Origin of the sequence: Halopseudomonas sp. Lyrl_26, assembly GCF_051948695.1 — a bacterium.
Taxonomy (GTDB): Bacteria; Pseudomonadota; Gammaproteobacteria; order Pseudomonadales; family Pseudomonadaceae; genus Halopseudomonas; species Halopseudomonas formosensis.
Map to the genome: position 1 here is coordinate 266,200 of NZ_JAYJLH010000003.1, position 12,133 is coordinate 278,332.

11 protein-coding genes and 2 pseudogenes are annotated in these 12,133 nt (G+C 65.0%); 6 read left to right on the forward strand and 7 right to left on the reverse strand.

Annotation, left to right across the window (positions count from 1 at the left end; genetic code table 11):
• Positions 1-27: 27 nt before the first annotated feature.
• Genes VF673_RS06470 through coaBC form a run of 5 tightly spaced genes read right to left on the reverse strand, consistent with a single transcriptional unit; the run spans position 28 to position 5,618 of the window.
• Complete coding sequence (locus VF673_RS06470) at positions 28-477, reverse strand: acyl-CoA thioesterase (RefSeq protein ID WP_440291313.1); 450 nt, start codon at positions 475-477, stop codon at positions 28-30.
• Between the two features lie 5 nt (positions 478-482).
• Positions 483-1,385, reverse strand: coding sequence for an acetylglutamate kinase (argB, locus tag VF673_RS06475; RefSeq protein WP_440291314.1), 903 nt, complete (start codon positions 1,383-1,385; stop codon positions 483-485).
• A 19-nt stretch (positions 1,386-1,404) separates the two neighbouring features.
• A complete protein-coding gene (locus VF673_RS06480; protein ID WP_440291315.1) occupies positions 1,405-3,906 on the reverse strand; it encodes a phosphomannomutase/phosphoglucomutase in 2,502 nt (833 codons plus the stop codon).
• Positions 3,907-3,938: 32 nt separating this feature from the next.
• Complete coding sequence (gene dut, locus VF673_RS06485) at positions 3,939-4,394, reverse strand: dUTP diphosphatase (protein ID WP_090540409.1); 456 nt, start codon at positions 4,392-4,394, stop codon at positions 3,939-3,941.
• Positions 4,395-4,403: 9 nt separating this feature from the next.
• Positions 4,404-5,618, reverse strand: coding sequence for a bifunctional phosphopantothenoylcysteine decarboxylase/phosphopantothenate--cysteine ligase CoaBC (gene coaBC / locus VF673_RS06490; protein WP_440291316.1), 1,215 nt, complete (start codon positions 5,616-5,618; stop codon positions 4,404-4,406).
• 173 nt (positions 5,619-5,791) lie between these two features.
• On the opposite strand from coaBC, the gene radC reads away from it, so the two are divergent.
• The 3 genes from radC (at position 5,792) to rpmG (ending at position 7,057) form a co-directional block, all read left to right on the forward strand.
• Positions 5,792-6,466, forward strand: a complete 675-nt coding sequence (radC, locus tag VF673_RS06495) for a RadC family protein (protein ID WP_090540405.1) — start codon at positions 5,792-5,794, stop codon at positions 6,464-6,466.
• 187 nt (positions 6,467-6,653) lie between these two features.
• Positions 6,654-6,890: a 50S ribosomal protein L28 gene (rpmB, locus tag VF673_RS06500; RefSeq protein WP_090540403.1), complete on the forward strand. Its 237-nt coding sequence runs from the start codon at positions 6,654-6,656 to the stop codon at positions 6,888-6,890.
• 11 nt (positions 6,891-6,901) lie between these two features.
• Positions 6,902-7,057, forward strand: a complete 156-nt coding sequence (rpmG, locus tag VF673_RS06505) for a 50S ribosomal protein L33 (RefSeq protein ID WP_003177274.1) — start codon at positions 6,902-6,904, stop codon at positions 7,055-7,057.
• A gap of 480 nt (positions 7,058-7,537) precedes the next feature.
• Here rpmG and polA read toward each other — a convergent pair whose 3' ends face one another.
• The gene (gene polA / locus VF673_RS06510) at positions 7,538-10,282 is read right to left on the reverse strand and encodes a DNA polymerase I (protein WP_440291317.1); all 2,745 of its coding nucleotides are present in this window, start codon (positions 10,280-10,282) and stop codon (positions 7,538-7,540) included.
• Positions 10,283-10,357: 75 nt separating this feature from the next.
• Between polA and VF673_RS06515 the strand changes: the two genes are divergently transcribed.
• Positions 10,358-10,645, forward strand: a complete 288-nt coding sequence (locus VF673_RS06515) for a DUF2782 domain-containing protein (protein ID WP_440291318.1) — start codon at positions 10,358-10,360, stop codon at positions 10,643-10,645.
• 9 nt (positions 10,646-10,654) lie between these two features.
• The gene (locus tag VF673_RS06520; protein ID WP_440291319.1) at positions 10,655-11,608 is read left to right on the forward strand and encodes a homoserine kinase; all 954 of its coding nucleotides are present in this window, start codon (positions 10,655-10,657) and stop codon (positions 11,606-11,608) included.
• A gap of 96 nt (positions 11,609-11,704) precedes the next feature.
• Here VF673_RS06520 and VF673_RS06525 read toward each other — a convergent pair.
• Positions 11,705-11,929 (reverse strand): annotated as a pseudogene (locus VF673_RS06525) (NADH:flavin oxidoreductase/NADH oxidase); the annotation flags it as partial.
• On the opposite strand from VF673_RS06525, the pseudogene VF673_RS06530 reads away from it, so the two are divergent.
• A pseudogene (locus tag VF673_RS06530) lies at positions 11,930-12,133 on the forward strand (ArsR/SmtB family transcription factor); the annotation flags it as partial. It abuts the pseudogene before it with no gap.

Below are 12,133 nucleotides of genomic sequence, written 5' to 3' on the forward strand. Positions count from 1 at the left end.
AATGTCCCGGCCGGCAATCGGCCCGTCTCAGGCCGGTGTGGCGCTGGAGTCCTCGGGCGCCTTGCTTTCAAAGGCATGCACGGCTTGGCGAAACGCCGGGTCGAAGGGCGCCGGCCGGCGGGTCTGCATGTCCGCATGGACGTAGACAATTTCCCCCTTTACCAGCAACTCCCCGTCCCGATAGATGCCGATGGCGAACTGCAGGCTGCTGTTGCCCAGCCGGGCAATGCGCACATGGATGTCCAGCAGGTCGTCGAACATGGCCGGTGCCTGATAATCCAGTACCGTACGTACGGCAAAGAAGTCGCTGCCGACAATGCCGGCATCGGGGGTAGCGGCGCGCAGAGCGCGGAAGTACTCGGTGATGCCCACATCGCAGTAGGTCAGGTAGTGCCCGTTGAACACGATGCTCTGCGGGTCGACCTCGGCCCAGCGCACCCGCAATGGGGTGCTGAAACGGAAATCCTCTTGCTGCATTGCGATCAATCCTGTTGTTGATTGGTAATCAGGGTGCCGACACCGGTATCGGTGAAGACTTCCAGCAGAACCGCGTTGGGCACCCGGCCGTCGACGATGATGGCACTGCCCACGCCACCCTGAACGGCATCCAGGGCGCAGCGGATCTTCGGCAGCATGCCGCCATAGATGGTGCCATCGGCGATCAGCTCGTCGACCTGGGCGGTGCTCAGTCCGGTGAGCACGTTGCCTTGCTTGTCCATCAGCCCGGCGATGTTGGTCAGCAGCATCAGCTTCTCGGCCTTCAGCGCTTCGGCCACTTTGCCGGCGACGAGATCGGCATTGATGTTGTAGGACTTGCCATCCTCGCCCACACCGATGGGGGCGATGACCGGGATGAAATCGTCGGAAATCAGCCGGTTGATCAGGTTGACGTTGACCTCGGTGACTTCACCCACGTGGCCGATGTCGATGATCTCCGGCTTGTTCATGCCCGGGGTGCGACGGCTGACCTTGAGCTTGCGCGCACGGATCAGGTTGGCGTCCTTGCCGGTCAGGCCTAGGGCCTGGCCGCCATGCTGGTTGATCAGGTTGACGATGTTCTTGTTCACCTGGCCGCCGAGCACCATCTCCACCACATCCATGGTGGCGCTGTCGGTGACGCGCATGCCCTCGATGAATTCGCTGGCAATGTTCAGCCGCTTGAGCAGGTCACCGATCTGGGGACCGCCGCCGTGCACCACCACAGGGTTGATGCCGACGGTCTTCATCAGCACGATATCCTTGGCGAAGCTGGACTGCAGCTCCTCGCTTTCCATCGCGTTGCCGCCGTACTTGATGACGATGGTCTTGCCGGTGAAACGCTGGATATAGGGCAGCGCTTCGGTGAGAATGCGCGAGACCTGGGTGGCGGCGTCACGATTGAGCATGGTGATTTTCAACTCCTGATTACAGGTTGTTCAGTTCAAGGTCAGGGGCCACGGCGGCCAGCTGATCACGGAATTGGTGGCGGATACGCTCCAGCCCGGCGGCGTCCTCGGCCTCGAAGCGCAGCACCAGCACCGGTGTGGTGTTGGAGGCGCGTACCAGGCCCCAGCTGTCAGGGTAGTCGACGCGGATGCCGTCGATCCCGGTGACCCGGGCATCCTCGCCCCAGTCGGCATTCTTCTGCAGGGCCTCGATCAGCGCGAACTTGCGCTGCTCGCCCACCTCCAGATTGATCTCCGGGGTGTTCCAGCCCGCGGGATGGCGGCTGAACAGGCCAGTGGTCTGTTCCGCATCGCCGCTGAGAATGGACACCAGCTCCAGCAGGCGGCAGGCGGCGTACAGGCCGTCATCGAAACCGTACCAGCGCTCCTGGAAGAACAGATGGCCGCTCATCTCGCCGCCGAACAGGGCGCCGACTTCCTGCATCTTGGCCTTGATCATCGAATGACCGGACTTCCACATCACCGGACGTCCGCCCAGCTGGCTGATCAGCTGCGGCAGGCGCCGGGTGCACTTGACGTCGAATACGATGTCCGCGCCCGGGTTGCGGGTCACTATGTCCTCGGCAAACAGCATCAGCAGGCGGTCGGCACAGATGATCTCGCCGCTGGCGGTGACCACGCCGAGTCGATCGGCATCACCGTCGAAGGCCAGGCCCAGTTCGGCGCCATGCTGGCGTACCATTTCGATCAGGTCCTGCAGGTTCTCTGCCTTGCCGGGGTCCGGATGGTGATTGGGGAAGTGCCCGTCCACCTCGCAGTACAGCGGTATCACCTCGCAACCCAGCTGCTCGAGCAGGGTCTGGGCGACCACGCCGCCGACACCGTTGCCGCAATCCACCACCACCTTGAGCGGGCGGGTCAGCAGCACGTCATCAACGATGCGCTGGCAGTAGCTGTCGAGTATGTCCAGTGCGGTGCAGCTGCCCTGGCCCTCATGCAGGCGATCCTGCTGCAGGCGCTGGTGCAATCCGGCAATGCGCTCGCCGGACAGGGTCTGACCGGCGATGACGATCTTCAGGCCATTGTAGTCCGGCGGGTTGTGGCTGCCGGTGAGCATCACCCCCGAACTGGCCTCGGTGGTATGGGTGGCGTAGTAGAGCACCGGCGTGGGTACCATGCCCAGATCCAGTACCTGGCAGCCACTGTCGCACAGGCCGCGGATCAGCTCGGCCATCAACTCGGGGCCGGACAGACGACCGTCCCGGGCGACGGCCACCTGCGGTTGGCCGGCATCGAGGGATTCGCTGCCGATGGCGCGGCCCAGCCAGTAGACATATTCCGGGGTGAGGGTGCGACCGACCACGCCACGGATGTCGTAGGCGCGGAAGATCTCCGCCGGCAGCTCGGGCCTGCCGCCGGTGAGTGCCGCCGGCTCCTCGAGAAAATCGATATCCAGCACATCGTCCAGGGGGGGCAGCTCCTCCACCGCCAGCGGCTCGGCGGCCGGTGCGGCGGCCTTGGTCTGTACCGGTGGGGCCGGCTCGCGTGCGGGGCTGGCCTGGCGGTTAGCGTTCTGGCTGGCCAGCTGCATGATGCGCTGGGCTACCGGCTCCAGGGGGCCGAGGGCCAGTCCGGCAGCCTTGTGGCCGCGGGTCAGTTGCTCCAGGGTCTCGGCGTCGGCGGCCAGGGCGCGTTCCCAGATCCGCTGCAGGTACAGCAGGCTGGCCAGTGCGCCGGCCAGGGCCAGCAGTATCGCGCCGGCCAGCCACAGGGGGTTGGGGGCTCCGGCAGCCATGGCCTGGCCATCCTGGAAGCTGATTTTCCAATGGGGGTTGTCGGTATTCAGGCGTACTTCGGTCCCCTGGCCATGGCCAGCGCGATACAGCATCTGCTCCGGCCCACTGGGAAACTGCTGGATCAGCCTGACCTGGCCGGCGTCGCTGGGCAGCTGCGGCAGGGCGCCGGTCAGGCGTTGCAGATCGAAGATCGCCAGCAGGGTGCCGGCAACCGGTGCCTGGGGCGAGCTGCGCAGGGGCTTGACCATGTACAGCAGCCAGTCGCTGCCGACCTGCTGGGCTTCGGCAGGGACTGCCTGGCCCCGCTCGGCACGGCGGATCATGTCCAGTGCGGCGAAGTTGACCGGCGCCCGGGCATCCTCGATCAGATCGGCCCTGCCGGGGAGCTGCACATGGACCGCCAGGGCGTCACCCAGCAGCTCGCGCAGCAGCTGCACCTGGGCGGCATGGTCGCCCCGCTGCAGTGAAGTCTGCAGTCGCGGGCTGGCGGCGATCCGGATCAGGTCCGCATCCAGCCGTGCCAGGGTGCGGTTGAGGCCACTCTGCTGCTGGCTGGCATAGGCCTGGCTGAGACCCTGGCGATAGCGCTCCGCCGCCGGGGCCAACACCAGCAGCCAGAGCAGCGCCAGGGCGGCGGCCAGCCCGGCGAGCATCAGCAGCAGCGGGACCAGGGTGTCGGGCAGATTGCGCGGCTGGCGCCTGAGCGAGGGAGTCTTCAGCTTCATTTCGGGTGTGCCTCCTTGCATGATCCGGAAATTCAGTGACTGCCGGTGTGGCCGAAACCGCCTGCGCCGCGCTGGCTGTCGTCGAAGGCATCGACCACCTCCAGACGGGCCTGGACCACGGGGACCAGCACCAGCTGGGCGATGCGCTCGCCGGGTTCTATGGTGAAGCTGGCGTGTCCGCGGTTCCACACCGAGACCATCAGCTCACCCTGGTAATCGGAATCGATCAGACCCACCAGGTTGCCCAGCACTATGCCGTGCTTGTGGCCCAGTCCGGAGCGCGGCAGGATCATCGCCGCCAGGCCCGGATCGGCGATGTGGATGGCCAGTCCGGTGGGCAGCAGATGGGTCTGACCCGGCTCCAGGATCAGCGGTGCATCCAGCATGGCGCGCAGGTCCAGCCCGGCGGAACCCTCTGTCGCATAGGTGGGCAGCGGCCATTGTTGACCAAGGCGGGGGTCGAGAATCCGGGCTTGCAGTGCGTGCATGGTGCGTCCTCAGGCTGGTGGATTAAGGTGCTGGGCGATGCGGGCAATGATCTGGCGCGCGAGCTTCTGCTTGCTGGCCTGCGGCAGGGGCTGGGGCGTCAGGCTGCGGTCGATCAGGGTGACGGCGTTGTCATCGGAGTTGAAGCCGATACCGGCCTGACTGACATCGTTGGCCACGATCAGATCGAGATTCTTGCGAGTCAGCTTGTCGCTGGCGTAGCCCAGCACATCGTCGGTCTCGGCGGCAAAACCCACGCAGTAGGCCGGGCGCCGGGCGTGGGTGGCCAGAGTGGCAAGTATGTCCGGGTTGCGTACCAGGTGCAGGGTCATGCCATCCTCGCGGGTGGTGTCCTTCTTCAGCTTGCCGGGCGCGCACTGCGCGGGCCGGTAGTCGGCCACCGCCGCCGAGGCGATGAACAGATCCGCCGGCAGTGCCTGCTCGCAGGCGGCCAGCATCTCGACTGCGGTAGTCACGTCGATACGCTGGACCCGAGGCGGGGTCGGCAGGTTGACCGGGCCGGCCACCAGCGTCACCCGGGCACCGGCTTCGGCCGCCGCCTCGGCCAGGGCAAAGCCCATCTTGCCGGAGCTGTGATTGGAAATGTAGCGCACCGGATCGATCGCCTCCCGTGTGGGACCGGCATTGATCAGTACGTGCCGCCCGCTGAGCAGCCCCAGCTCGAAACACTCGGCGCAGCGCATGGCCAGCTCCACCGGCTCGAGCATTCGCCCCGGGCCGACGTCGCCACAGGCCTGTTCGCCGGCGGCCGGGCCGAATACGCGGAAGCCGCGCTGCAGCAGGGTCTCGAGATTGGCCTGGGTCGCCGGATCGCGCCACATGGCCTGATTCATCGCCGGGGCCAGGGCGATGCTGGCGTCGGTGGCCAGTACCAGCGTAGTCAGCAGATCATCGCCGCGTCCGGTTGCCAGGCGTGCCATCAGATCGGCGGTGGCCGGAGCGATCAGTACCAGGTCTGCCCAGCGGGCCAGCTCGATGTGGCCCATGGCGGCTTCGGCAGCCGGGTCCAGCAGGTCGCCGTGCACCGGGTTGCCGGACAGCGCCTGCAGCGTCAGGGGGGTGATGAACTCATGGGCGGCCCGGGTCATCACCACCCGCACCTGGGCTCCGGCATCCTTCAGCCGGCGCACCAGTTCGGCACTTTTATAGGCAGCGATACCGCCGCTGATTCCCAGAACCACCTGCTTGTTAAACAACCGCTGCATCATAGACTCCAGAACGCCCGGCAAATGGCGCTAACGATAACATATGCCGACCCGGTCACGCCCCTTCCATGGATGGCTGGCCCGGGGCCGCTGGGGTCCATATACTCTGGCCCCGGATTGCACGGTAGGGTGGTACGTGCCTGGCTGTACAAGCTATGCAAGGAGCACACCACATGCCCATCACCGATTGGCCGGCGGCCGAGCGCCCCCGGGAAAAACTGCTCATTCAGGGCGCCGGCGCCCTGTCCGATGCCGAGCTGCTGGCGATCTTCCTGCGTACCGGGGTGCCCGGCTGCAGTGCGGTGGACCTGGCGCGCCAGTTACTGTCCAGTTTCGGCAGCCTGCGCGCCCTGCTGCAGGCGGAGCAGAAGCAGTTCTGCAGCCGGCCGGGGCTCGGGCCGGCCAAGTATGCGCAGCTGCAGGCCGTCATGGAAATGGCCCGCAGGCACCTGTTCGAGGAGCTCAAGCGCGGCGATGCCCTGACGTCTCCCGGTGCGGTGCGCAACTTTCTGCGCAGTCAGCTGGCCGCGCTGCCCCACGAGGTCTTTGCCTGCCTCTATCTGGACAACCAGCACCGGGTGATCGCCTTCGAGGAGTTGTTCCGCGGTACGCTGGACAGCGCCAGCGTCTACCCCCGGGAGGTGATCAAGCGCGCCCTGGCGCACAATGCCGCTGCGCTGATCCTGACTCACAACCATCCGTCGGGTGTGTCCGAGCCGAGTCAGGCGGATCTGCTGCTGACCCGTCGGCTTAAGGAGTCGCTGGCGCTGGTGGATATCCGCGTGCTGGACCATCTGGTGGTCGGCGACGGGGAGCCGGTATCCTTTGCCGAACGTGGTCTTTTGTAGCTCTGCGGACAGAAAAATAATTGATTGGTGCTTCGCATTTTGGTATAAAGCTCCGCTCTTCTCGGGGCTGCACCTGTAGATCTGCTCCTTACAGTGATGCGCGAAGGCTTGCCCCGGCTGGACAACAGTTTCTTATTTACGACTTCCAACCAGTTCGGGTTGGGCAAGTGGTTGGAGAGGGTTAACCATGTCTCGAGTATGTCAAGTGACCGGCAAGGGTCCGGTGACTGGGAACAATGTTTCCCACGCTAACAACAAAACCAAGCGTCGTTTTCTGCCTAACCTGCAGTACCATCGTTTCTGGGTAGAATCCGAAAAGCGTTTCGTCCGTCTGCGCACTTCCGCCAAGGGCATGCGTATCATCGACAAGCGTGGTATCGACGCCGTTCTGGCTGATATCCGCGGTCGCGGCATCAAGGTTTAAGGAGCAGCCCCATGCGTGAATTGATTCGTCTGATCTCCTCTGCCGGTACTGGTCACTTCTACACTACCGACAAGAACAAGCGTACTACTCCCGACAAGATCGAAATCAAGAAGTACGATCCGGTTGTACGCAAGCACGTGATCTACAAGGAAGGCAAGATCAAGTAAGATCTCGCTCTTTCTGCCAGAAAACCCGCCTTATCGGCGGGTTTTTTGTTTTCTGTGGCTTGTGGCTTGTGGCTTGTGGCTTGTGACTGTGAGTGGCTGTGCGTCCGGTGCATGGCCGGGGCGGGTGTGACCCATTGCCGGACGCGCACCCCGCCGTCCATGGCGCTCGTCTACGGCCGTCCCTGGCCGCAGACGGTCCGGCAACGGGTCACACCCGCCCCGGCCTGATGGCAGTGGTGTTGCTGATGGATTAAAACCATCAGCAGCGCAGAAGTTTCCGGCGAAGGTGGGAGGCAGGGTTGTGCCGACCGTCGGTTTTCAGGGATGAAAACCGCGAGCTTACAAGGATGTACTTGCAGCGTGTCGGCACGGCCCTGCCTTCCACATCCGCCTATCACCGAGGGTGCCGCGCCTGTAACCCATCAGCAACCCCAAGGTCTCACAGGCAAACTTCATCGAGCTGGTGCTCGACGTTCCCGGTCAGTGCGCCTCATCCCAGTTATTGCCTACACCGGTTTCCACCAGCAGTGGTACATCGAGGCTGGCGGCGGCGCTCATGCGCTGCTGCAGGCCGGTGCTGACCTGGGCGATCAGGTCTTCGCGGACCTCCAGTACCAGTTCGTCGTGAACCTGCATCACTACCTTGGCATCCAGGCCGGAGTCCTGCAGCCAGGCATCCACCTCGATCATTGCGCGCTTGATGATGTCTGCTGCGGTGCCCTGCATGGGCGCGTTGATCGCGGTGCGTTCGGCACCCTTGCGCATGGCCTGGTTCTTCGAATGGATCTCCGGCAGGTACAGGCGGCGGCCGAACAGGGTCTCGACGTAACCCTTGTCCGCAGCCTGGGCGCGGGTGTTCTCCATGTAGCGCAGCACGCCCGGGTAGCGGGCGAAGTAGCGGTCGATATAGTCCTGGGACTGCTTGCGATCGACACCGATCTGCTTGGCCAGGCCGAAGGCGCTCATGCCGTAGATCAGACCGAAGTTGATCGCCTTGGCACTGCGCCGCTGGTCGGCGGTGACCTCCTCCAGCGATACGCCGAACACCTCGGCGGCGGTGGCGCGGTGCACGTCCAGACCCTGGCGGAAGGCATCGAGCAGGCCCTCGTCCTGGGCCAGGTGGGCCATGATGCGCAGCTCGATCTGCGAATAGTCCGCGGCCATGATGCGGTAGCCCGCGGGGGCGATGAAGGCCTGGCGGATGCGCCGCCCTTCGGCGGTGCGGATCGGGATGTTCTGCAGGTTCGGGTCCGAGGAGGACAGCCGGCCGGTGGCGGTGACCGCCTGATGGTAACTGGTGTGGATACGGCCGGTGCGCGGGTTGATCTGCTCCGGCAGGCGGTCGGTGTAGGTGCTCTTGAGCTTGCTCAGGGTGCGGTGCTGCATGATCACCTGGGGCAGGGCGTGACCCTGGTCGGCCAGCTCGGCCAGGACCGATTCGGCGGTGGAGGGCTGGCCCTTGGCGGTCTTGGCCAGCACCGGCAGGCCCTGCTTCTCGTAGAGAATGGCGCACAGCTGCTTGGGTGAGCCGAGGTTGAACTCCTCGCCGGCCAGCTCGAAGGCCTGGCGCTCCAGCGCGACCATCTTCTCGCCCAGCTCGCGGCTGTGCTCGCCCAGCAGGCGCGCGTCAACCAGGGTCCCGGTGCGCTCGATCCGTGCCAGCACCGGCATCAGCGGCATCTCGATATCCTGAAACACGCTGGCCAGCGCGCCGGTTTCCTGCAGTCGGGGCCAGAGTGTGCGGTGCAGGCGCAGGGTGATGTCGGCGTCCTCGGCGGCGTAGGGTGCGGCCTGCTCCAGGGCGATCTGGTCGAAGGTCAGCTGTTTCGCGCCCTTGCCGGCGATGTCCTCGAAGCGGGTAGTGCCAATGCCCAGGTACTTCAGCGCCAGGCTGTCCATATCGTGACGGGTGGCGGTGGAGTCCAGGACGTAGGACTCGAGCATGCTGTCGAAGGCCACACCGCGCACTTCGACGCCATAATGGGCAAGCACGTTGATGTCGTACTTGGCATTCTGTGCCAGCTTGGGTCGGGCGGGGTCCTCCAGCAGCGGCTTGAGCTGCCCCAGCACCTGATCCCGATCCAGCTGCTGTGGCACGCCCATGTAGCTGTGGGCCAGCGGCACATAGGCCGCTCTGTGCGGCTCCACGGCAAAGGACACGCCGACCAGCTCGGCCTGCTGGGCATACTGGCTGGTGGTTTCGGTATCGAAGGCGAACAGCGGGGCTTCGCGCAGCTGCTGCAGCCAGTGGTCCAGACGCTGCTGATCAAGGATGGTTTCGTACTCGGCCTCGACCGCCGGGGTCTGATCGACGGTCTCGACGCTGTCACCGGCGGCCTTGGCCTCGCGCAGCAGCTCGTCCAGCCAGGCCTTGAATTCGAGGCTGCGGTACAGCTCGATCAGGGCATCGCGATCCGGTGTACCGGGCATCAGCTCGCCGACCTTCACGTCCAGTTCGCAGTCGACCTTGATGGTTGCCAGCTGGCGCGACAGGTAGGCCATGTCCCGGTGCTCGAGCAGCTTCTCCGGCAGCTTCTTCGCGCCGCGGATGGGCAGCTCCGGCACCTTGTCGAGATTGGCGTAGATCACATCCATGTTGCCGCCCAGCCCGGTCAGCAGGCCCAGCGCGGTCTTCTCGCCAACCCCGGGCACGCCGGGTATGTTGTCGACCTTGTCCCCCATCAGTGCCAGGTAGTCGATGATCAGCTCTGGGCCGACACCGAACTTTTCATGCACGCCGGCCACATCCAGTACGGTGCCGGTCATGGTGTTGACCAGGGTGACATGTTCGTCCACCAGCTGGGCCATGTCCTTGTCCCCGGTGGAAATCACTACCGGGCAGCCGGCCTCGGCGCTGTGTCGGGCCAGGGTGCCGATCACGTCATCGGCCTCCACCCCTTCGACGCACAAAAGCGGCAGGCCCAGGGCGCGCACGCAGGCGTGCAGCGGCTCGACCTGGGCGCGCAGGTCATCGGGCATGGGCGGGCGGTGGGACTTGTAGTTTTCGAACAGGGCATCCCGGAAGGTCGGGCCCTTGGCATCGAAGACCACGGCAAAGGGGCTGTCCGGATACTGCTTGCGCAGACTCTTGAGCATGTTCAGCACGCCCTTGACCGCCCCGGTGGGCATGCCGGTGGAGGTGGTCAGCGGCGGCAGTGCGTGGAAGGCCCGGTACAGATAGGAGGAGCCATCAACCAGAACCAGGGGGGCAATTGAGTCAGTCATGCGTCAGGTCAGCGTTTCCAGAGTAAAAGAGGCTAGAATGACAGTAACATCATCCCACTGAAGGACAAGGTTAACATGACACGCTTGATTGGCTGCGGATTGGCTGCACTCTTGCTGCTGGGCAGCATGCACTCGGTGGCGCAGGAGTCGCCCCTGACCGGTGAGCCCGAGGTAACCATTCGCCAGGAAGGCGACAAGACCGTGGAGGAATACCGCATCAACGGCTTCCTCTACGCGATCAAGATCACGCCGAAGAACGGCGCGCCCTATTTCCTGGTAGCGGTGGATGACGATGGCAACTTCACCCGGGCCGACTCGCCCAGCGGCATGCGCATCCCCTCCTGGAAGATCTTCGAGTGGTAGGAAGCGGCCATGTCGGTATTCACGCCGGTCACTGCTGCTGAGCTCGAGGCCTTTCTCCGGAGATTCGACCTCGGGCGGCTGATCGACTACAGCGGCATTGCCGGCGGAGCCGAAAACAGCAACTTCTTCGTCACTACCGAGCGCGGCGAGTACGTTCTGACCCTGATCGAACGCGGCTCGGTGGATGAGCTGCCTTTCATGGTGGCGCTGCTCGACCACCTGCATCAGGCGGGGTTACCGGTGCCCTACGCCCTGCGCGACCGGCAGGGCCAGGCGCTGCATCGGCTCAATGGCCACCCGGCGTTGCTGCAACCCCGTCTGCCGGGTCGTCATCCGGGCGAGGTCGATGCCAGCCATTGCCATGCGCTGGGCCAGATGCTGGCCAGGCTGCACCTGGAGACCGAAGGTACCGACCTGCAGCGGCGCAGTGATCGCGGGCTGGATTGGATGGCCGAGCAGGCCGCCGCACTGCAGGCGCGCAGTGATGAGGAGGCACGCATACTGCTGGGTGAGCTGCTGCCGATGGTCGAGCGCCTGCGCGCGCGGCGTCCGGCGTTGCCGGAGGCAGTCCTGCACGCAGACCTGTTCCGCGACAATGTCCTGTTCGAGGGGCACCACCTGACGGGGCTGATCGACTTTCACAATGCCTTTCGCGGCTGGGCGCTGTATGACGTGGCGATCTGCGTCAATGACTGGGCTCTGGCGGAGCAGGGCGGACTGGACGGGCGGCGGGCCGAGGCGCTGCTGGCCGGCTATGCCGCCGTGCGGCGCTTCACCGCGCTGGAAGCCGAGCTCTGGCCGGACCTGCTGCGGGTGGCGGCGCTGCGCTTCTGGCTGTCACGCCAGCTGGCTGCCGAGCAGCATGCCGGCCACAGCGGCGTCCTGATCAAGGACCCGCAGCACTTCCGTGCGCTGCTGGTGCACCACCGCCAGGTGACGGTGGGCTTGCCGCTGGCCCTGTGATCTGACTGCGCCTTTTCAGGTACGCAAGCGGGTAATCAGCAGGCTGAGATGCTGAGGATCAGCACCTGCCCGATCGCCGAACAGGGCAGGCTACGCTCAGTATCGCTCCAGCCAATGGCCGTAGGGGGCCGGCAGGGTCCAGGAGGCCCGGTCGACCTTGAGCTCCCGGGCGGCATGATAGGCCCAGTGCGGGTTGGCCAGATGAGCCTTGCCGACCATCACCAGATCCAGTTGTCCGTCCCGGACCGCCTGCTCGGCGATGTGCGGCTCGCCGAAGCCCCAGGCCGAGGACACCGGAATGCCGACTTCCTGCCGCATCCGCTGGCCGAGGTGCCCGAGGCCAGTTGCGGCGAGCTGGACGGAGGTCGACCCAAATCCAGCATGTCGCATCACTTCCGGGTGCTGCGCGATGCCGGCCTGGTGTGTACTTACGCGGTGGGCACCACGCGCATGAATTCCCTGCGCGCGGAGGAGATGGAGAGCCGCTTTCCGGGGCTGCTTGCAGCCATATTGGGCACTCGCTGA